A 22,681-nucleotide genomic window follows, 5' to 3' on the forward strand; every position below is an offset into this window, starting at 1 on the left:
CTTATGTATTGAATTTATCTATTTGGGGAGAGTAGGGAGCAGGGGAAGCAGGGGGAGCAAGAAAAAATAACTAATTCCCAATTCCCAATAACAAATGACAAATGACAAATGACAAATGACTAAAACAATTTGGCAACAGGGTGAATTAATCGAAGTGACGATCGCTAACCTGAGTGATACAGGCGATGGTGTAGGACGCGCTGATGATCGTGTAGTGTTTGTCCCAGATACTGTCCCAGGCGATCGCGCCCTTGTTCGCTTGGTACACGTTAAACCAAAATACGGACACGGGAAGCTCCAGGAGCTATTGTCACCATCTCCCCACCGTATCCGACCTAGTTGTATTGTGGCGGATAAGTGTGGTGGTTGTCAGTGGCAGCATATTGATTATGATTACCAGCTAGTAGCCAAGCAAAATCAAGTTATCCAAGCAATGGAGCGCATTGGCGGTTTTATCCAACCACCAGTAGATCCGGTACTTGCTGCTCCTTCTGCTCTCGGCTACCGTAACAAATCTACATATCCTTTCTCGCTATCGGCAACAGGACAGGTACAAGCTGGTTACTACCAAAAAGGTAGTCACCAATTAATTAATTTAAACCAATGTCCAGTCCAAGATGCGCGATTAAATCCCTTACTTGCCGAAGTTAAGCAGGATATTCAACAGCAAGGTTGGCAAATTTACGACGAACAGCGCCACCAAGGAAAAATTCGCCATCTCGGTTTACGCATTGGCCGACATACTGGAGAAATGTTGCTGACTTTGGTGGTAAAGGACTGGAATTTATCAGGAATTGAAACCCAAGCGCAGGAATGGTTAAAGCGTTATCCGCAGTTAGTAGGAGTGTCACTCAACCGCAATAGCGATCGCACAAATGCTATCTTTGGATCAGAAACCCGTTGCATCGCTGGAGTACCCCACCTGCGTGAAAATTTTGCTGGACTGGAATTTAAAGTACGCCCAGATACATTTTTCCAAGTGTATACCGAAACAGCAGAGGCACTATTACAGGTAATTCAATCAGAACTCAATCTTCAAGGGCATGAGTTCCTAGTTGATGCCTACTGTGGGATTGGAACTTTAACTTTACCCCTCGCCAAAAAAGTACGTATTGCTACAGGATTGGAAGTGCAAGCAGCAGCAGTAGAACAAGCAATTTTGAATGCCCACCGCAACGGAATTGATAATGTGACTTTCCTTGTCGGGGCAGTAGAGAAATTGCTTCCCCAAATGGGCACAATACCAGAAGTAGTAATACTCGATCCGCCACGTAAGGGGTGCGATCGCGCAGTCATAGATACTTTACGGCAATTGAAACCATCTCGGATCGTTTACGTCAGCTGTAAAGTAGCTACCCTCGCCCGTGACCTGAAATTGCTTTGTCAAGATGGGCAATATACCATCACACGGGTACAACCTGCTGATTTTTTTCCTCAAACTGCTCATGTTGAAACTGCCGCCTTTCTTGTGCTATCACATTTTGACAAGGGTAGTAATTCCTTCAAAAAAACTGAAATTTGAAAATTTTAGTCTAGTGCATACTAAAGATGCTAAAATTGAATTAAGCCAAAAATAAAAATTCCTTTTGTTTAAATAAATTCAAGTTGCATGGGTTCTTAAAAACATGAAGAAGATTGCGTAAATTATAAATCGGCAACTAACAAGAGTATGCCAATACTCTCTAAAATTACCAGCATATTCTTAATTTGCTGACCTCATTCTCAAATTTATTCCAGCCGATATATACCTAAACAATTCCAATTCATAGTTATAGAGCCAATGCTCCCTAGCATTTTCAAAATTTAGTTTTAAAGACGCAAGTTTGAAGGCAGCATGACCACCTCAAGTTTTATCAGGGTGACTGTAATAGCAAACTGATGTCTAGCTAACTGAAAGCTATGGGGTTTCTCTTGTGATTACTATTTCACTCCGTCCAGTTGGACGTTATTGGGGCACTATTAGTTTTGCCTCAACCCTCTACCTTTGTCCCATCTTAGATTTATTGTTGGCAGAAATTCCAGCAAGATTACAAGCAGAACTGCGGCTAGGACTTCAAGAAGCCCTAGTCAACGCAGCTAAACATGGTAATAATCTCGATCCGAGTAAAACAGTCGTAGTTCGTTTTTCCGTAATAGATAATCAATATTGGTGGATAATATCAGACCAAGGTAGTGGGTTTACTCCTTCATCTACTAGTAATGAAGAACCAACAGACTATCTTCCACCAGATGAGTCAGAAAATGGTCGTGGTTTATGTCTTCTGCATCAAATTTTTGATCAGGTAGAGTGGAACCGTAAAGGCACAGAATTGAGACTTTGTAAACAAATGGAAAATCGCCGGGGATTATCTCTGCGGCGATGATGTAGTTAGGAGTTAGGAGTTAAAAGTTAGGAGTTGAATAATATTCATAACTCCTAACTTTTCCCGTGAGTTGGACAGGGAGGGGCAGAAATAGACCGATCTAACCAACCAATTGCCTGTTCTAATCTAGCTTGAGCTTCTTGTGGCTGATTCTTTAAAAGATAGACAATAGCTGCTGCCACTTGTTCATTAGCGCGGGAATTGCGGTTAGACTTGAGGCGATGCCAATCGTTAGGGGAAATGCTTAGTCTTTCCATGAGGGCTTGAGCAAGTTCTAGAGTACTAAGTTCATTCAGTTGACTGGTTTTCGGCAGCTGGGTAGATTGGGACATAACTATTGGCACATTTGCATTTACTTCTACTTTACTACTTGTAAATGAAGCCGCCTAAACAATCACAGCCGTCAGCAGAAAATCCCGAACCAGATTTTGAACAAGAACTAGAGGAAGTAGAGCGATCGCTCTTATCCTTAAGAGAACGTTACGATCAAGTGCAACGCGATCGCCAACAACAGGCACAATGGCAACAGCGCCGGGATCAACTAAAGCACAATAAATCTCAGACACCAGAAATCAAAGCAGAGTTACGGCAAATTCAACAGCAGTTGGAAAGGCTAGAAGTGAACTTAGAAAGCCAGTTATTTTCTTGGCGTAGCCTCAAAAAACCTTTCTGGCAAGTCGTCCGCTTTGGTGGAATGGGCGTTATCATAGGCTGGATATTAAAGTCTTATGCTGGGTAAATATGGTAAATCGACGGATTGCAGAAATATTGCGAAGTGGTCAACCTGATGAGTCCCTCCAAGTTCAAGGTTGGGTGCGGACGAAGCGCGAGTCCAAAGGGTTTGCTTTTATTGAAGTCAATGACGGCTCATCGCTAGCTAATTTGCAAGTCGTCATTAATCAGGATTTGCCAGATTATGAAGCTATATTGAAAAAACTGAATACAGGTGCTGCTGTCGAAACGACAGGGGTACTAGTGGCTTCTCTAGGTAAAGGACAACGGATTGAGTTGAAAGCCGAGACAGTGAAAGTTTTCGGTGAAGCTGATCCCGATACATATCCTCTGCAAAAGAAACGCCATTCCTTTGAGTTTCTGCGAACCATTGGACATTTGCGATCGCGCACTAATTCCTTTGGTGCAGTTTTCCGCGTCAGAAATGCTTGTTCGACAGCAATTCACCAATTTTTCCAACAAAGAGGCTTTTTGTGGGTACACACACCCATAATTACCGCTAGCGACTGCGAAGGCGCGGGTGAACTATTTAGCGTTACCAGTTTGGATTTAAAGAATATTCCCCGCACAGAAAATCAAGCAGTAGATTACAGCCAAGACTTTTTTGCTAAACCCACATATTTAACAGTTAGCGGCCAGTTGGAAGCGGAAGTGATGGCGATGGCGTTTAGCAACGTCTACACCTTTGGCCCTACCTTCCGTGCAGAAAATTCCAACACCTCCCGCCACTTAGCAGAATTTTGGATGGTTGAGCCAGAAATGGCTTTTTGTGACTTAGAAGGCGATATGGATTTAGCTGAGGCATTTCTCAAACACATTTTTAAATATGTGTTGGAAACTTGCCCAGAAGATATGGAATTTTTCAATGAACGCATTGATAAATCTGTATTGGCAACAGCCGAGAATATTATTAATAATCAGTTTGAACGGTTAACTTATACAGAAGCGATCGCACTTTTAGAAAAAGCTGATGTTAAATTTGAATATCCTGTGAGTTGGGGTTTAGATTTACAATCAGAACACGAACGCTACCTAGCTGAACAACAGTTTAAAAAGCCAGTAATTGTCACAGATTACCCAGCGCAAATCAAAGCTTTTTATATGCGCTTGAACGACGATGAAAAAACCGTCCGCGCAATGGATATTCTCGCACCAAAAATTGGCGAAATTGTCGGCGGTTCCCAGCGTGAAGAACGCCTAGAAGTATTAGAACGCCGCGTGTTAGCGCAAGGGTTAAAGCCAGAAGACTTGTGGTGGTATATGGATTTGCGTCGTTATGGTACTGTTCCACACGCTGGTTTTGGGTTGGGTTTTGAAAGACTCGTGCAATTTATAACTGGTATGGGAAATATTCGTGATGTGATTCCCTTCCCGCGTACACCACAAAGTGCTGAGTTTTAGGTTAAATTTTAGACCTGTTATCGCGTCTATACAAACCAATTCCGTCTGCGCGGATTAATAAAAACTTTGAAACCCGCATTCGCGGGTTTTATTTGTATAGCCACGTATTTTTTAAAGCGATTAATTAAAATTAAGAATTTTGAATCTCCTGTTGTAAAACTTGAATTTGTTCAAGAGATAATTCAGTAACTTGAGCAATCTGTTCTAAACTCATGCCAATTCGCAACAAATTTAAAGCCAACTTTCTTCTTGTTTCTGCTTCACCTTTAGCTTCGCCTTCTTCTAGGATTTGTTGATAAATGACTGATTCGCGCATAATCTCACTCCTTAAAATCTTGCTAATTACATCTTTTTTTAATACCAGACCTGCTAAGATGCCACTGGCAGCAGCTATATTTCTTTGTAGCTGGCGATGCCTGCGGCGGGCTAGCCTACGCTAATTGCTTCAATCGCTTTGGCTACTTGGGTTAATACCATTGTAGGATCGTTTGTCTGACTTAGCACGGCAAAGGGTAATAACCCTGGAATGCTCATAAACCTGTCTGTCGGTTGTTCCCACAAGCGTATTACCTCAAACTGATGGTAAGTGTTATTTAATCTAAAAGTGTTTTCACTGACTAATTGTGAATTTGTCTTTCTCAAATAGATTACTATTTGACGCATTTCTTTGTTAGGAAAGCGGCGATAAACCCTAACTCGATAATCTAACATCCGAAAGGGAATATCTTCGTCAGGATCGGTTTGAAATTCGGTATGTAGAACTAAATCATTAGATTGCAATAATATTAATGAATCGGCGCGAATTGGTTCGCTTGATAATTCCGTAGGGCTAAGTTCTGTTAATTTAATCGGTGAACCTAGTAACCAAGTTGCCAAGTCATCTTTGAAGTTTTCAGCAATGAATTTACAGATATTGTCATACATGGCAACTTTAAAAAATGGGTATCACGTATTGCTGATAAAAATTAAATTTGTTAGTGTTGGGTTTCCTTGCATTAACCCAACCTACTATTACTACACATTATAGGCGTTTTGCATAGTCTATAAGTAATACAAAAGCTAGCACTGGAGATGAAAATTAGTGTTAATGTTACTTCTCAACATTGGAAATGAGCGATATGCCATAGAAAGCCGACAGGTTATAGAAGTAATACCACTTGTTGTACTCAAAACTTTGCCCCAGCAGCCTGAGCATATTGCTGGTGTTTTTAACTATCGGGGACGGATTGTACCAGTAATCGATTTATGTCAGTTGATGCGTGGTAAACCTTCCAGTGAGTACCTGAGTACTAGAATTGTCCTAGTCAATTATTGGGGGAGTAATAATACAGAACTTCAGGCTCCCTATATTTTGGGTTTGATGACAGAGCAAGTTGTAGAAACATTACATAAATCTGAGTCTGAATTTGTTAATCCCAATATCCAGATAGATACAGCGCCATATTTGGGCAAAATGATTGTAGATGATCGAGGGATGATTCAGTGCCTTCGCATTGAGTACTTGTTGTCAGAAGCGCAGCAAGTCAATCTCTTGCCAGAAAGTCATCACAATACTAGATTTTAGATTGGTCTGAAGACTCTATAAATGGCACAATCTGTTATTGAAGCTTTACTAAAAAGCAAGATTGGTTTAGATGCAAATTCTATTGGTGCTGATGCGATCGCTAGCGCAATTTATCAACGCATGGCAGATTGTGGCATCACGGATATTGCTCACTACCTGGGAAAGTTACAGGTATCTACTCAGGAATGGGAAGCACTGATTGACAGTGTAATTGTTCCAGAAACTTGGTTTTTTCGAGAACCAGAGTCTTTTGCATTTCTGAAGCATTACGTATTATCTGAATGGTTGCCAAAAAATCCCCAGAGTGTACTGCGGGTTTTGAGTGTACCGTGTGCAACGGGTGAAGAACCATATTCCATTGCGATCGCTCTCTTGGAAGCAGGATTGAACCCTGCGAACATTCACATCGATGCTGTTGATATTAGCAACAAGTGCCTACTAAAAGCTCAACGAGCAATCTACCATCAATACTCGTTTCGTAGCAATAGCCAATCTTTTCAAGAGCGCTATTTTCAGCCAACTGAGGCAGGATATCACTTATGTGAACAGGTGAAATGCATGGTGAATTTTTTGCACGGTAACTTAGTAGATACCGATTTTTTATTGGGTACGCCGCCCTACGATATTGTCTTTTGCCGTAACTTGCTGATTTACTTTGATAGTGTCACCAAGGTACATACTATTAGAGTTCTAGAAAGGTTGGTAAACCCACAAGGTTTGCTATTTGTTGGACATGCTGAAGCTTGGTTATTATTTAAAACTCAATTTGTTTCAGTTCGTCAAGATTCAGTAGTTGTTCATCGAAAGTCCCCAAGGTGCGAAAATATTCGTAAAAATCATCATCCCAATCTTCAGAAACAAGACTTTACAAGCAAAAATATCGATGTTCTCAACAAGCGACAACTACCGAACAAAAACCATTCCAAGTTTGCCGCACAAGCGAGATTGAATCTTCCTCCTCAAAACCCCATATTACCAAAAGACCTGAAGATAAATTTGTTAGAAACAGCCAGAAACTTAGCTAATCAAGGTCAGTTGAATGAGGCTGCTAAATTATGCAACGACTATCTTAATCAAAATCAGGTCAGTATTGAAGCGTATCTTCTACTTGGTCAAGTGCAGCAAGCAATGGCACAAAATGAGCAGGCAGAACAATCTTTTCAAAAAGCAATATACCTGCAACCTACCCATGAAGAGGCACTTATTCATTTGGCATTACTCAGAGAACATCAAGGAAAGACTGGTAGCGCAAATATCCTTTGGCAGCGAATTCACCGATTAAAGAAAAAATGAAATAGAGATATATAGCAATACTGCTCGGTTAAGCATTTTAAATTAGAATTGGGTTTGGGGAAAAGGTTAAAGGGTAAAGGTTAAAGGTTTTTTCTTTCCCCTTTCCCCTTCCCCTTTTCCCATTAACCGAGAAGTATTGAGATATATAGTACTTTTTAAATGTTGAGAAAATAATAGTTATTCATACCAATTCTGTATGAAGATGCACCAAACTATATAAGGAACGTAGACGCAAAGCGGCTTGGCGCAGGCTACCGCAAAAGGCGCAAAGAAAGAAAATTTGGCGTAGCCTCACAAATAAATAGTATCAGCAATTTTTTGGTGAGAAAGTGCTTAATAATTTGTTTCAAAATTGAATATGTGAACTGTTAATCCGGTTCATTATTTGGGAACTCTAGGAATTGCAAGTGTTTCCAAAGAATTTTGATATCATATTCAAAAATCTTTACAACAAATGAATTGGCTGTAATTGCGTAAATCTGTATGCCCCTATCCATATAAGCTTCACTGGCTTCTTGCAAAACTTACTTTTGCAAAAAATCTAATTGGCTAATTTAGCAAACCTAAAGTAATTTCTATCTATCCAGAAACATACATTAAGGACAGCGTGGGAAAAATAGCTATCTAGTTTAAAAAGCAATACGTTCAGATAAGACTAAAACACTTGTAAAGACGGCGATTTATCGCGTCTCTAAAAACCAAGCGTATTGTTTTAAAAAACTGATGAAATAAGTAATATTTCTTCTATCTTCTAAATTTTTGCCATAGTACACCTATTTATAAAAAGTAAAATCTCAAAAGTATATGCAACAAGGAATCAGAATTAACCAATTTGTCATGGGTGGATTTGGAATCATTGTAATATTAACAGGCATTGCTAGTTTTTTCGCCAAATCAGCAAACGATTCTTTAACTGATTCTAATGCTTTAGTAACGCATACTTATTCAGTACAATTGGATTTAAAAGAAATTGAAAAAATCTTGGTTGATGCCGAAACTGGACAAAGAGGATTTATTATTACAAACAAACCAGAATATTTAGAACCTTATGAAGTTGCTAAAAATAAAATTAAGGATAAATTTAAAGAATTAAGAAAAAAGATTTCAGACAATGAGAAACAAATCAATAATTTAGATGAGTTTGATAGATTATCCCAAGAAAAAGTGAGTGAGCTAGAAGCAACAATAGCTCTCAAGAAGGCTGGCAAAGAACAAGAACTACTAGCCCTGATTATTTCAGATAAAGGCAAAAAAATTATGGATGCAATCAGGCAAAATCTGAATGAAATGCTGCAAATAGAAGAGCAACTTTTAGAAGAGAGGCAAAAGCAAACAAGTCAATTTCAGGCATTTGCTAATTTTGTTAATTTCGCTACTTTCTTCTGTATTATGATTGTTGCATTCGTTGTATCACTAATTATTGTCCGCGTCCTCAGTCTTTCCTTGAGTCGCTCTTTACAGTCGGCATTTAGTCTAGCAGAGCAGGTTTCTGCGGGTGATTTGACAACCCAGGTTGAAGTTACCTCAGATGATGAAATTGGCAAGTTAATGGCTGCGCTGAAAAATATGATTTCTAACCTGAATAACCTCATACTTCAGGTGCAAAATTCAGGTATTCAGGTAACTACTTCGGCTACTCAAATTGCCGCTTCTGGTAAACAATTAGAAGCGACAATTTCCGAACAAGTAGCCTCTACGAATGAGGTAACTGCTACTGCTAAAGAAATTGCAGCTACTTCCAGGGAACTGGTAAATACTATGGAACAAGTTGTAACTACTTCACAAATCACGACGACGGCTGCTAGCACTAGCCAAAAAGATTTAGTTCGCATGGAAGCCACTATGCGGCAGTTGGCAGAAGCTACCAATGCCATTGCAGCTCGACTGGGAGTAATTAGTGAAAAGGCGAATAATATCAACAATATTGTTGTCACGATTACGAAAGTGGCAGATCAAACAAATCTACTGTCGTTAAATGCTGCTATTGAAGCAGAAAAAGCTGGAGAATACGGTTTGGGTTTTGCGGTTGTTGCTAGAGAAATCCGCCGACTGGCAGATCAAACTGCTGTTGCAACCCTTGACATTGAACAGATGGTAAAACAGATGCAATCGTCAGTCTCTACAGGTGTGATGGAGATGGACAAGTTTGCTGCTGAAGTCGGACGGAGTGTAGAAGATGTTGCCAGCATTAGTTCTCAAGTTGGGCAAATTATCCAACAAGTGCAAGACATGGCACCTCACTTTGAGTCTGTGAACCAAGGTATGGAAATCCAGTCGGTGGGAGCGCAACAAATTAGTGATGCGATGGTGCAGTTGAGTAGCACTTCAGTACAAACGGCGGATTCTCTGCGAGAAATTAATCATGCCATAGCTCAACTTAATCAAGTGGCGCAGGGATTGCGTCAAGAAATTGCCCGCTTTCAAGTGAAAAAAGAATATTCCGATTTAACTCGTCAGCAATAAATCTAATTAAAAAATAAACCAAATTATATTATCCCAATTATGTATAAAGATACACATAATAATACCCCACGGCGATCGCTGGGGGGTTATATGCAGTTTCCCAAAAAAAACGGTATTACGCAACGTAAATAGGCTTAAATAATTTGTTTCAAAATAAAAATGCAGACTGTTGATCTTGTTTGTAATTTGGGAATTTTAAGAGATGAACGCGTTTTACAGCAACAGAGGAACAATAGGATATCTAATGTTCAAAAACATCACCTTGCAAACACGGTTGATCGGTTCATTTTTATTCATAGGACTGATTGTATTCGTAATGGCTTTGCTGGCATGGTTCGTTACCAACGAGTTAAATCAGTCAATTAACTCACTAACCTTAAATAACATCCCCAGCTTGTCTGGGGTATGGAAGATTAAGGAAGGTCAGACACAAATTCAATCCGCAGAACGATTATTATTTAATCCGGAAATTACTGTTAGTGAAAGAGAGAGTGTAATCACTGAAATTCAGAACGCTTGGAAACAGATTAACGAAGGTATTGCACAGTACGACGCAACTCCATCCACTGAAGAAGAATTAAAAATATATAATTTACTTAAAGAACACTTGGAAGATTGGAAAAAAGTCCATGAAAAAGTATTAGAAATTGAAGAAAGGATAAATCAAAATGGAATTAAGAATCCTTGGAGGAAACAACTGGAACTAATTCTTCAAGGGCAAGTAAAAGCTATTCCAGCCAATATAAAAAAGGGATTTGAATTACGTAATGAAATTGATTCTGAGACAAAAAAGCTGGAAGAAAAATTATTTAAAGCAACTATAGAACAGGCAAAAAAACTTTTAAGTTTCAATGAAGGCTTCATATCAGATACACAAAAAGAAGTCGAACAGAATGTGGCTCGCAGTATTTTCTGGATTTCTGTAGGAATTGCCATTGGCCCGATAACTGCGATTACTCTTGGGTTTGTAATCTCTCGACAAATTACTTCTCAGATTTTTAGTGTTATTAGAGTTGCAGAGCAAATTTCTCTGGGAAACTTAACAACTAAAATTGCGGCTGACTCTAACAGCAAAGATGAAATGAATAGACTATTAAGTGCTTTCCAAACTATGACTCAGAATCTGAACACTCTGATTCGTCAGGTACAGCATTCAGGCATACAGGTTACTTCCTCAGCGACTCAAATAGCAGCTTCGGGTAAACAATTAGAAGGGACGCTTATTGAGCAAGTAGCTTCTACGAATGAAGTAGCTGCCGCTACCAAAGAAATTTCCGCTACCTCTAGGGAATTAGTAAGTGCAATGGAACAAGTTGCAACCATTTCCCAAATCACAACTACAGCAGCGAATGATAGTCAAAAAGATATAGTGCGGATGGAAACCACTATGCGGCAGTTAGCAGAAGCCACTAATGCGATCGCTGCCCGATTGGGAGTAATTAGCGAAAAGGCAAATAACATTAATACTATCGTCGTCACAATTACCAAGGTGGCAGACCAAACGAATCTGCTGTCGTTAAATGCTGCGATCGAAGCCGAAAAAGCTGGAGAGTATGGCTTGGGCTTTGCTGTGGTTGCTAGAGAAATTCGCCGACTGGCAGATCAAACCGCCGTTGCTACCCTCGATATTGAGCAGATGGTGAAGCAGATGCAATCGTCAGTCTCTACAGGTGTGATGGAAATGGACAAGTTTGCCGCAGAAGTTGGGCGGAATATAGAAGATGTTGCCAGTATTAGTACACAGGTTGGGCAAATTATCCAGCAAGTGCAAGACCTGAATCCGCGATTTGAGTTTGTCAACCAGGGTATGGAAACCCAATCTGTGGGAGCGCAACAAATTAGTGAAACGATGGTGCAGTTGAGCAGTACCTCTGTGCAAAGTACGGATTCTTTGCGGGAAATTAATCATGCCATAGCCCAACTTAACCAAGTGGCGCAGGGATTGCGTCAAGAAATTGCCCGCTTTCAGGTGCAAGCAGAAAACGTTATACCCCTGCACCAATTCTCTTGAGCAGCCCTTATGAACCTCGCTACGCCATTAAATATTGAACGTTGTTGGAATTTTATCGGCATTGAGGGCGATCGCTCTTGTCCGCAATTAGCCACCTATACCCATTGCCGCAATTGCCCCGTTTACTCTACTGCTGGACGCTATCTACTAGAGCGCTCCATACCTGAAGATTATCGCCATCAGTGGACTGACTTACTAGCTAAATCTAGAACTGATGAAAATTCCCAGATATCCGCTACTTTAGCCACCACTCAAATCACAGTTGTGATTTTTCGTCTGCAACGAGAATGGTTGGCACTTTCTGCCCAAATCTTCAAAGAAATTTCCCCTCCCAGCGTGGTTCATACCCTACCGCATCGCAGCAACCAAATCTTGCGGGGATTGGTAAGTATCCGAGGCGAATTGCGATTGTGTATTTCTTTGAGCGATCTGTTGAATCTGGAAACTGCCGATACAGAAGTACAAACGCTCAGTTCAGTGGTGTATTCGCGCATGGTGGTGCTGGAAAAAGCAGATAAAACTTGGGTGTTTGGTGTAGATGAACTTTATGGAGTACACCGATTTCACCGGGATGAGTTACAAGATCCGCCTAAGAGTCTGACTCAAACTTATACAAAAGGGTTATTTCACTGGCAACCTAGCGGATCGCAAATGGAGCGATCTGTCAGCTATTTGGATGATGAATTGTTATTCACCACCTTAGCTAGGAAGGTGCTGTAATCAAATTACCCCCTTAATCCCCCCTTATAAAGGGGGGAAACAGGAATCTAGTTCCCTCCCCTTTCCAAGGGGAGGGTTAGGGTGGGGTAAAACTGACGCGAAAAACCAGGTGAGTAAACTATTTCAGACTTGTGTGTACACCGTAGCCTCGTAGGAGAGGGGTAGGGGGAGAGGTTCTTCCAGGATTAATGAATCGGTGTGTCTAGGAAGGTGCAGTAATGTTAGAAGAATTTGATGTCAGCAATCTTTCCTTGTTTGATTTATTCAACATGGAAGTAAAAGCTCAAGTTGTGGTATTGAACGATCGCCTGTTGGCACTGGAAACTAAGCCCGATCCCCAACCAGAATTGGCAGCTTTAATGCGGGCAGCCCATTGCATTAAAGGCGCTGCCCGAATTGTCCAAATCGATCCGGCTGTCAACCTTGCCCATGTCATGGAAGACTGCTTTGTGGCAGCTCAAGAGGGAAAAGTTACCTTAACTGCCGATCGCATTGATGTATTGTTGCAAGGGGTAGATATGCTCTTGCGTATAGCTCAAAGGGTTACAGCCAACCCAAATTTGCAGGTGTTAGAAGATGTTGGCATTCAATCGTTAGTGAGTGCGATCGCTAATATCCTAACTCTAGAGGCAACCTCTACAGAAATTCATCCCCTAGTGACAACAGCGCAGTTAGAAGATAACCAACAGACAACCCTTATTTCCCCATCCCCGTTAGAAGAACTAGGCATCACCCAAAATCGGGCGGTGCGAATGAGTACTGAAAATCTGAATCGCTTGATGGGTTTAGCAGGAGAGTCTTTAGTTGAGGCGAATTTATTAGAACCATTTGCTAACTCTTTGCTGAAACTAAGAAGCAATCAGGGGGAATTGTCCAATCTGCTGGAGAAGTTGCAGGAGTTATTGGGCAACTATCATCTAAATGGGCAAATTAAAGAAACCTTGAGTGCAACTCATCAAAAAGCTAACGAATGTTACCAGATGATGAGCGATCGCCAAAACGAACTAGAACAATTTTCTCAGCGTTCTGCTAACCTTGCCCAGCGCCTATATCAAGAAGTTATCGCTACTCGAATGTGTTCCTTTGCGGATGGCGGACAGGGATTTCCCCGGATGGTGCGCGACTTAGCGAGACAATTGAGTAAACGGGTGAAACTGGAAATCGTTGGTAAGTCTACTTTGGTAGATCGAGATATTTTAGAACGTCTGGAAGCTCCGTTGACTCATATCTTGCGGAATGCGATCGATCATGGGATTGAACTACCCCAGGATCGTTTAGCAGCAGGAAAGCCAGAAGAAGGAATTATTCGTATTGAAGTTACCCATCGCGCCGGAATGCTGTTTATCACCGTTGCAGATGATGGACGGGGAATCGATATCGAGTTTTTGCGCCAAGCAGTCATCAGCAAACAACTGACAAACCCGGAAATGGCAGCCCAACTTACCGAAGTTGAGTTGATGGAGTTTTTGTTTTTACCTGGTTTCTCCACAACCCAAACTGTAACTGAAATTTCGGGTAGAGGTGTGGGGCTGGATATCGCCCATAGTACAGTGCGGGAAGTTGGCGGTACGCTGCGGGCGGTTTCTGTGTTGGGAAGGGGTATGACCTTTCACTTGCAGTTACCGTTGACACTATCTGTGATTCGCACCCTGTTGGTGGAAATTGCTGGCGAACCTTATGCTTTTGGACTCACACGCATTGAACAGGTGTTGATATTATCGAAGTCTAAGATTGCTGTATCGGAAAATCGCCCATTTTTCGTCATAAATAATCAACCTGTGGAGTTGATTTTAGCAAGTCAAGTTTTAGAGTTAGCCTCGCCTGCGGTGAATATAGAATCGCTATCAGTGATTGTAATTAGCGATCGCCTCAATCGTTATGGATTAGTTGTAGATCGGTTTCTCGGCGAGTGCAGCTTGGTTGTCCGCCCCTTAGATCCCCGCCTTGGTAAAGTCCCCAACATTAGCGCCGCCGCCCTCATGGATGATGGTTCCCCAGTGTTGATTGTCGATGTTGAAGATTTGGTACGTTCCATTGCGAAGGTATTTTCCACCGGACAACTTTCTCAGGTAAATCAGTCTACTCATCAGGCAGTTACCAAAACTTACAAGCGAGTGTTAGTGGTAGATGATTCGATCACTGTGCGCGAAATGGAGCGCAAACTCTTAGAAAACAACGGTTACAAAGCTGAAGTGGCGGTTAATGGTATTGATGGTTGGAATGCAATCCGCAGCGGCGATTATGACTTGGTGGTGACAGATATTGATATGCCCCGGATGAACGGCTTTGAACTTACCAGCCAGATAAAAACTCATGCCAAGTTGAAGCAAATACCTGTAATTATCGTTTCTTACAAAGACCGGGAAGAAGACCGACTGCAAGGGTTAGAAGCAGGTGCAGACTACTACTTAACTAAGAGCAGCTTTCATGATGACACTCTGTTAAAAGCGGTGATTGATTTAATTGGAGAAGCATAAACCAATTTTAGATTTTAGATTTGGGATTTTGGATTAAAAATCTTTCTTTTCAGACAATACTATTCAATACTTCTCGGGTTTTACATTTTTAATTCCGAATCAGATTTTAGGAAAAAGTTAAAAAGTAAGAGTTAAAGGTATTTTTGATGAAAATTATAGATCCAAATCTTTTGTAGAGACGGCGATTTATCGCGTCTCTTGCCTTAACCGATAGTTATTGTGTCAACTTTAAATTGAGAAATCAAGGAACCAACCACAAAGAAAATTAGCAATAAACCTTTGACAATCCCAAATGGTATAGCCTGTGAGAATTGCGATCGCTAACGATATGTTCATGGCTGTAGAGGTACTGCGGCGGGCTGTGGTAAAAATACCAGGTTACAAGCTGGCGTGGGTTGCCTACGATGGTGCGGAAGCTGTGAGTAAGTGTGCGGCTGATACTCCTGACTTGATTTTGATGGATGTGCTGATGCCCAGTATGGATGGAGTAGAAGCTACACGGCATATCATGAGGCAATCTCCCTGCGCGATTGTGATGGTAACAGCTAGCGTTAATCGCTATGCTGCCAAGATTTTTGAAGCAATGGGCTATGGAGCCTTGGATGCCATCAATACGCCAATTTTAGGTGATGATGGGCTACTAAATAAAATTGCCACGATCGCCCGTTTAATTGGCAAATCTTCACATCGGCGATCGCTGCCTGTCCATCACTCAAAATCACTTCCACCCCTAATTGTTATCGGGGCTTCCACTGGTGGGCCCCAGGCATTGACAACTATTCTCTGCCAATTTCCCCAAGACTTTTCGGCGGCTGTGGTTATTGTTCAGCATATAGATGCCCAATTTGTCCAAGGTTTTGCCGCCTGGTTGAACGAGCAAATTCCTATGCCTGTGCAACTAGCGATCGCAGGTTCTACACCACAGCCTGGTAAAGTTCTGCTTGCTGGCACAAATCTTCATTTAGTGATGCGTCCCGACCTCACCTTTGGCTATGACAAAGAACCACTACATTTTTCCTATCGTCCATCAGTTGATGTTTTCTTCAACAGTGTGGCTAAAAATTGGACTGAAAAAGGGGTTGGGGCGTTGCTGACGGGGATGGGTGGAGATGGCGCTCAAGGCTTAAAACAATTGCGCGAAGCAGGTTGGCATACTATTGCTCAAGACCGCAAAACTTGCGTTGTTTATGGTATGCCGAAAGTAGCCGTAGAATTAAAAGCTGTGGTGGAGGTTTTGCCAGTTGAGGCGATCGCATCAGCCTGCATCAAGTTTACGGCATAATACTTAATTAAATAGTGTTTTATTATACTTCTAATCGCAAGATGTGCATGAAAGCAAATACTTAAACTACCTTTACGAAGTATTGCAAAACACTAACAATTTAAATTACTGAGATATGATTGCGACAATTACAGACTAGTATATTTAACTGACTAGTTTGTAGTATTGAAAACAAAGACCTATTTAGAGGTGCTAAATGAGCCTGCAAGAAACAGCACTCTTAGAAATATCTCCAAAGACAGTAAAATTATCACCAAACTGGAGTCAACCACAAACTCCACAAGCTGCGCCATTTATTCTGGATGCTAAAATATCCACAGTGAGGCTTTTGCTAATTGACGATCAAGTAATTATCAGCGAAGCCTTCCGTCGGATGGTTGCGACAGAAACAGATATTTCCCTTCATTACACAAGCAATCCAGCTAAAGCTATTCAAGATGCGATCGCCATAGAACCAACGGTAATCTTCTTGGATATGATCATGCCAGATATCGATGGATTAATGTTACTGCGTTGGTTTCGCTCTCATCCAGTAACTCGTGATATTCCGATCGTCATGCTATCCAGTAAAGAAGAAGCAAAGCTCAAAGCAGAAGCTTTTACTGAAGGTGCCAATGACTACCTAATTAAATTACCCGATCCAGTTGAGTTAATAGCCCGCATTCGTTATCATTCCAAAGCTTACAATAACCTCAAAGCACTCACTACTGCAACTGCTACTGCCCAACTTCAAGCACAACAGTTAGAAAATACCTTACGAGAATTACAAACTACCCAAGTTCAATTGATCCAGACAGAGAAAATGTCTAGCTTGGGTCGGATGGTTGCAGGTTTAGCGCACGAAATTAATAATCCTGTTAATTTTATTCACGGGAATTTTAATCATCTTAATAACCATGTAAACTGTCTTTTAAATTTAATCCAACTATATCAACAAGAACATCCAGATTCGTATTCTTTATTTGAAGAAAAAATTGGTGACTTTAATCTTGATTTTATCGTCGATGATTTACCAAAAATTCTTTCATCCATGAGGATAGGAACCGATCGGATTCGTGACATCGTGCTATCCCTAAAAAACTTTTCTCGACTCGATCAGTCCGAGAAAAAAGCTGTTAATATTCATGAAGGAATTGAAAGTACTTTATTACTTTTAAATCATCGACTACAACCAAAAATTGAGATTATTAAAAAATATGGAAATCTCCCACCAGTTCAATGTTATCCAGCACAACTAAACCAAGTATTCATGAATATCCTTAGTAATAGCATTGATGCTTTACTAGAGCTAGATCGTCAGATCCAAAAGCAAATAGTGATTCAGACTGAAGTAACTAAATTAGAAACAGTCATAATTACATTTAGAGATAACGGTGACGGAATAGATTCCGAGATTCAAAGCAAGATATTCGATCCTTTTTTTACAACTAAACCTATCAACAAAGGAACGGGACTAGGTTTAGCAATTAGCCATCAAATTATTGAGAAACATCAGGGAAATATCCAGCTAAAGTCTGAACTTGCTCATGGAACGGAATTTACGATCGAAATTCCAATAGCATTAGCTGTTAATCATAAAAGTAAAACTTGAATTAAGACTTCGCCGGAGAATTATTCCTTAAGACTTGATTCATCTTTCAACAAAGATTTACTTATAAGTTAATAAATTTATAATCTACTTAGATGCGATCGCACTTGTTTATCGGAATCGAGAATTCATATCATCGAATCTTGATGATGAATTATGAATCATTTGCTACCGTTTGCGTGTATGGGATGAGTAACGCTAGTCTTAAAAGAAGTCGTGCAAAGCCAAACCCTCATCCAAGAAGTCAAATAGGAAGCTGTAATGGCAATTCCAAATAAACAAGTAAAATATAATACTAATAATACTGTTATCACTCTTAAACTATTGATAACTACTCTTATTATGAGAATTGCTGGTATATACATTTGAGGTTGTTTTCTGGCTACCATCCGCAAATTCAAGGCAAAGAAGTTCAGAAATGAATCGGATTGCTATAGTATGTTCTTCTATGGGGTCAAGCGCTTATAAGTGGCGAACTCATCAGATTTGAGCCATCAATGTTTATATTTAATTACAGATGCCTTAGAGGAAATTTATATGTTTGGACTAGGATGGCCAGAAATAGCTGTAATCACCATAGTCGCTGTTCTAATTTTTGGGCCAAAAAAAATTCCCGAACTGGGAACCGCACTAGGCAAAACCTTACGAGGTTTTAAAGAGGAGATGAAAACTCCCAGTGAGGAAACCAATCAGGAAGAAGAAAAACAATAATAAAAGTAGTCAGAATACAAGAGTCAGCGCACTGACTCCTCCTGACTACAGCAAGGTATTAACAACAGAAGAAGGTGCGATCCCATTTTGGGAATCGATGACAGTTGTGCCGGGATTTTGTTGGTGTGTCTCTTCCTTCGCTAAACCACGCAGCTTAATTAACTTAATAGCCCTAGTAACACTTTCTGGCAAAATTACCACCAGACTGTTATCAGGAGCCATGTCTAAGCCTTTATTGATCGCTTGGGTTTCATCTAGAATTGATTCATAACGGCTATCAGGCTTAACTTCCGTGATGCCTTGAATAATCAACTGGGCAGCTGATCCCCGTAGTCTTCCCCGTGTATCATCGTCTTCTTTGATGATGATGTAATCAAAAATTTGCGCTGCTAATTTACCTAAAGTAACAAAATCTTCGTCGCGGCGATCGCCTGGGCCGCCAATTACGCCAATTCGTTGTCCTGTAGTCCAGTTCCGCACAAAGGAACCTACCGCTTCGTAACTAGCGGCGTTGTGGGCATAGTCCACCAAGGCGTGGTAGTTACCTAAATTAAATAGATTCATTCGTCCCGGTGTTTGGCTAACTGAAGCCCGGAAGGTCTTCAAACCAGCACGAATCTGCTCAATTGTGACGTTTTGCACAAACGCTGCCAAACTTGCTGCTAAAGCGTTGGCAATCATAAACGGCGCACGTCCGCCCATTGTTAAAGGTATATTTTCGGCTCTTTCTATGCGGTGTGTCCAATCACCTTTAACAATTGACAAATAGCCATTTTCATATACTGCCGCTACTCCACCCTTTTGGATATGCTTTCGCACTAATTCCGAATCAGGATTCATGGTGAAGTAAGCAATATTAGCCTTAGTTTTTTCTGACATAGCGGCGACGCGGCGATCGTCGGCATTAAGTACCGCATAGCCATCAGGGAATACAGCTTCTGCCACTACACTTTTGAGGTTAGCTAACTGCTCAATGGTATCTATATCGCCTATTCCTAAATGGTCTGCGGCTACATTCAATACTACTCCTACATTGGCGGCTTCAAAGCCCAATCCAGAGCGGAGAATGCCACCGCGAGCTGTTTCTAGTACTGCTACTTCTACTGTGGGATCTTGGAGGATGACGTGGGCACTTTGAGGGCCTGTATTATCGCCAGATTCTACTAAGTAATCACCGATATATGTACCATCGGTAGTAGTATAACCCACTACTTTCCCAGTCTGTTTATAAATATGTGCTAGTAGTCGAGTAGTGGTGGTTTTGCCATTAGTACCCGTGATACTAAGGATGGGAATTTGGCTAGATTGCTCGTTAGGAAACAGCATATCCATCACTGCACCAGCGACGTTGCGAGGAATACCCACGCTTGGGGCAACGTGCATCCGAAAACCGGGAGCGGCGTTAACTTCGACAATCACGCCATCCACTTCCCGTAGAGGACGGCTAATATCTGTGGTGACGATATCGAGTCCGGCGATATCCAAACCGATTATCTTGACTACTCGTTGTGCTAACCAGAGATTTTCTGGGTGAATTTCATCGGTACGGTCAACGGCACTACCACCTGTACTCAAGTTGGCTGTTGCCCTGAGATAACAAATAGTACCCTTGGGTGGCACGCTATTTAGGGTATAACCTTGCCTTTCTAGCAACTGGTAGCTGGTGCGGTCTAGTTCAATCTTGGTCAGGACGTTATCATGTCCTTCACCGCGATTTGGATCGAGGTTTGTTTCTTCAATCAGTTCGGCAATAGTGGATCTGCCGTTGCCAATAACATGAGCCGGGACGCGTTCGGCTACTGCTACTACTTTTCCATTTACCACTAGTACCCTGTGGTCGCGCCCAACGTAATATCTTTCGACAATAATTGACCGAGAAACTTGTCTGGCAGCTTCATACCCAGCTTCAGCTTCTTCCCAAGTTCTAATATCAATGGTGATCCCACGCCCATGATTGCCATCTAAGGGCTTGATGACGATGGGATAGCCACCAACGAATTCAATGGCTTGTTCTAAATCGTCTAAAAAGTTGATTACTGTACCTCTGGGTACTGGCGCACCAGCAGCAGCGAGGATACGTTTAGTGGCTTCTTTATCGCAAGCTAGTTCTACACCCAGAATGCTGGTGTTGTCCGTCATTGTCGCCTGCATCCGCTTCTGGTTCACGCCGTAGCCTAGCTGAATCAAAAAGCGGGCTTCCAGCGCCATCCAGGGAATACCTCTTTTTTCTGCTTCTTTAACGATCGCTTCCGTAGAAGGCCCTAAAGAAGCATCACGGATAAAGTCTTTCAGGTCTTGGATATCTTGCTCTAGTTCTGCCTTGGGATAACGGCCTCGATCGACGATACTCTGGCATAGCCGTACTGCGGCTCGTCCAGCGTAGCGTCCCGCTTCCTCATTCAGGTACTCGATTACTACTTGATAAATTCCGGGTGTGGCAGTTTCGCGGGTACGACCAAAGCCGACATGCATACCAGCTAATTCTTGCAGTTCTAAGGCTACGTGTTCCACTATGTGGCCAATCATAGTGCCTTCTTTGACCCGCATCAGAAAACCACCGCGACAGCCAGGCGAACAATAGTGACCCTCCAGACTCGGCAGCGCCTCAACTAATCCTTCATAAAAGCCGGGGATTTCATTCGAGGGCGTCTCGGCAAGGGTTTCTAGATCGAGGCGCATGACGATCAGTTTGTGGCGTCGAATGCTCCAATAGTTTGGGCCGCGTAATGTCTGGATCTTGAGGATTCTCATGGGAATAGGTAGATGGAGATTCGGAACCAAAATTCTAGTTTCTTACTGGAATTGACCGCTAAACTGTTCATTAAAAACAGTTTTTTCTTTTTACATGGTATTCTTATCATTTTTGTACGGTAAGAAATAATAAATGTGCGGCCAACTCAGTGTAACCTCAGATACTCTATCCCGTCAGCTGGAGATTCGGTGTACAGCAGGCAATACAGTCCGCTGGTACAAGTGGAAGCGATCGCCGTAGCTGAGGATATGGAGACGTAAATTATGTACGGTTAAAGGTTCATTAGCACCGACATGGGGTTCGTTGGTGTGGGTCAACTCAGTGGGATCGACAATGGTGACACTGCCTTTACCCATAACTTGTAGCCAACCATCACGTTCAAACACAGCACAAGTATCTTCGTCAATGCCAATACCTAAGCGATCGGGATGAGCTGAGATCGCACTAATTAATCGCCCCATCCGATTACGGTTGTGAAAGTGTTGGTCGACGATTACTTCCGGAATAAACCCCAAACCCGTTGCCATATCCACTAGGGAACGATTGGGCGTCTCTCCACTACCGCCGCCAGCAATCATGTGATGCCCCATCACTGCCGCTCCTGCACTGGTGCCTGCTAACGTTAGTTGCCCTGCCCTCACCCGCTGACGAATAATTTCCATTGCTGGCGTATCTGCCAATACGCCACAAAGACGCAGTTGGTCTCCTCCTGTCAAAAATACCCCACTACAGGCTTCTAAGGATGCTTTGATCTGGGAGGCTTCACACTGTTCTCGTTCGCGGATGTCTAAAATCTCTACCTTCTGGGCACCCATTTCTTCAAAAATGCGAATATACCGACCACCGATGATGGCAGGTTCGCGAGAGGCAGATGGAATAATTGTAATATAAGCCTTACTAGCACCGGCGCGTCCAAAAAAAGTTCGTAGGATTTCGCGCCCATGAACTTTATCTTCTGCACCTCCGATAACCAGAACGGCGGTTTTAGTTGCTTGGGGTGTCCTCATTTCTAGCGATTTAGCTTGTAATTGCGGCATTTTGGTTCTCCTGTCAACAACTTCAGGTGAATTTAACAAGGTTCAGTTGCCTGATAATTTTTGCGCTTTGCATCTTTGAGAGGACACTTTTTAGAAGTTTGGAACTGGGGAAAGCCACTCTCCAAATTCTCGCTTAACGCTCGCGTTGCCTCAGTCTAAACGTGTTTGTTCCCATTCCTCAAAGCCAGCGCCTTGTTTTTCACCTGTCCACTTGCAGCAGGGCAAAATAGTCTTTAAGTGGCTAGATTCCCCCTTTATAGTTGGGGAAGAGCAATTAAGACTACGCT

Annotated in this window: 16 protein-coding genes and 1 pseudogene; 13 read left to right on the plus strand and 4 right to left on the minus strand. The window is 41.8% G+C overall.

The genetic code is table 11. The features are described 5' to 3' along the window. Positions 1-115: 115 nt before the first annotated feature. Both rlmD and V7K45_RS14555 read left to right on the plus strand, forming a co-directional pair. Positions 116-1,522, plus strand: a complete 1,407-nt coding sequence (gene rlmD / locus V7K45_RS14550) for a 23S rRNA (uracil(1939)-C(5))-methyltransferase RlmD (RefSeq protein ID WP_335004505.1) — start codon at positions 116-118, stop codon at positions 1,520-1,522. 391 nt (positions 1,523-1,913) lie between these two features. Then, entirely contained in the window at positions 1,914-2,363 is a 450-nt protein-coding gene (locus V7K45_RS14555; RefSeq protein ID WP_094348589.1) for an ATP-binding protein, read from the plus strand. Positions 2,364-2,416: 53 nt separating this feature from the next. On the opposite strand, the gene V7K45_RS14560 is transcribed toward V7K45_RS14555, so the two are convergent. After that, a complete protein-coding gene (locus tag V7K45_RS14560) occupies positions 2,417-2,695 on the minus strand; it encodes a DUF6439 family protein (protein WP_094328229.1) in 279 nt (92 codons plus the stop codon). A 44-nt stretch (positions 2,696-2,739) separates the two neighbouring features. Here V7K45_RS14560 and V7K45_RS14565 point away from each other — a divergent pair, with 44 nt between their 5' ends. Then, a complete protein-coding gene (locus tag V7K45_RS14565; RefSeq protein ID WP_335004507.1) occupies positions 2,740-3,102 on the plus strand; it encodes a hypothetical protein in 363 nt (120 codons plus the stop codon). A 2-nt stretch (positions 3,103-3,104) separates the two neighbouring features. After that, entirely contained in the window at positions 3,105-4,496 is a 1,392-nt protein-coding gene (asnS, locus tag V7K45_RS14570; protein WP_335004509.1) for an asparagine--tRNA ligase, read from the plus strand. Between the two features lie 130 nt (positions 4,497-4,626). Here the strand turns inward: asnS and V7K45_RS14575 are convergent. Further along, a pseudogene (locus V7K45_RS14575) lies at positions 4,627-5,420 on the minus strand (Rpn family recombination-promoting nuclease/putative transposase). 163 nt (positions 5,421-5,583) lie between these two features. Between V7K45_RS14575 and V7K45_RS14580 the strand changes: the two are divergent. From V7K45_RS14580 to tatA, 9 genes are all read left to right on the plus strand, one after another. Next, a complete protein-coding gene (locus V7K45_RS14580; RefSeq protein ID WP_335004741.1) occupies positions 5,584-6,060 on the plus strand; it encodes a chemotaxis protein CheW in 477 nt (158 codons plus the stop codon). 21 nt (positions 6,061-6,081) lie between these two features. Continuing rightward, on the plus strand, positions 6,082-7,353 hold the full coding sequence (locus tag V7K45_RS14585) for a CheR family methyltransferase (RefSeq protein ID WP_335004511.1): 1,272 nt from the start codon (positions 6,082-6,084) through the stop codon (positions 7,351-7,353). 804 nt (positions 7,354-8,157) lie between these two features. Then, the gene (locus V7K45_RS14590; RefSeq protein WP_335004513.1) at positions 8,158-9,816 is read left to right on the plus strand and encodes a methyl-accepting chemotaxis protein; all 1,659 of its coding nucleotides are present in this window, start codon (positions 8,158-8,160) and stop codon (positions 9,814-9,816) included. Positions 9,817-10,018: 202 nt separating this feature from the next. After that, positions 10,019-11,827: a HAMP domain-containing methyl-accepting chemotaxis protein gene (locus tag V7K45_RS14595; protein ID WP_335004515.1), complete on the plus strand. Its 1,809-nt coding sequence runs from the start codon at positions 10,019-10,021 to the stop codon at positions 11,825-11,827. 9 nt (positions 11,828-11,836) lie between these two features. Continuing rightward, complete coding sequence (locus tag V7K45_RS14600) at positions 11,837-12,547, plus strand: chemotaxis protein CheW (protein ID WP_335004517.1); 711 nt, start codon at positions 11,837-11,839, stop codon at positions 12,545-12,547. 218 nt (positions 12,548-12,765) lie between these two features. Next, a complete protein-coding gene (locus V7K45_RS14605; RefSeq protein ID WP_335004519.1) occupies positions 12,766-15,024 on the plus strand; it encodes a hybrid sensor histidine kinase/response regulator in 2,259 nt (752 codons plus the stop codon). A 304-nt stretch (positions 15,025-15,328) separates the two neighbouring features. Further along, on the plus strand, positions 15,329-16,306 hold the full coding sequence (locus V7K45_RS14610; RefSeq protein ID WP_335004521.1) for a chemotaxis response regulator protein-glutamate methylesterase: 978 nt from the start codon (positions 15,329-15,331) through the stop codon (positions 16,304-16,306). A 196-nt stretch (positions 16,307-16,502) separates the two neighbouring features. Then, the gene (locus tag V7K45_RS14615) at positions 16,503-17,897 is read left to right on the plus strand and encodes an ATP-binding protein (RefSeq protein ID WP_335004523.1); all 1,395 of its coding nucleotides are present in this window, start codon (positions 16,503-16,505) and stop codon (positions 17,895-17,897) included. Positions 17,898-18,431: 534 nt separating this feature from the next. Beyond that, positions 18,432-18,605: a twin-arginine translocase TatA/TatE family subunit gene (tatA, locus tag V7K45_RS14620; protein ID WP_196527662.1), complete on the plus strand. Its 174-nt coding sequence runs from the start codon at positions 18,432-18,434 to the stop codon at positions 18,603-18,605. A 45-nt stretch (positions 18,606-18,650) separates the two neighbouring features. Here tatA and cphA read toward each other — a convergent pair whose 3' ends face one another. Beyond that, positions 18,651-21,356 carry a cyanophycin synthetase gene (gene cphA, locus V7K45_RS14625; RefSeq protein WP_335004743.1) on the minus strand — a complete coding sequence of 902 codons (2,706 nt, stop codon included), beginning with the start codon at positions 21,354-21,356 and terminating at the stop codon, positions 18,651-18,653. Between the two features lie 174 nt (positions 21,357-21,530). Then, entirely contained in the window at positions 21,531-22,394 is an 864-nt protein-coding gene (locus tag V7K45_RS14630) for a cyanophycinase (RefSeq protein WP_179068376.1), read from the minus strand. Positions 22,395-22,681 lie beyond the last annotated feature (287 nt).

Source organism: Nostoc sp. (assembly GCF_036917375.1).
Classification (GTDB): domain Bacteria; phylum Cyanobacteriota; class Cyanobacteriia; order Cyanobacteriales; family Nostocaceae; genus Nostoc.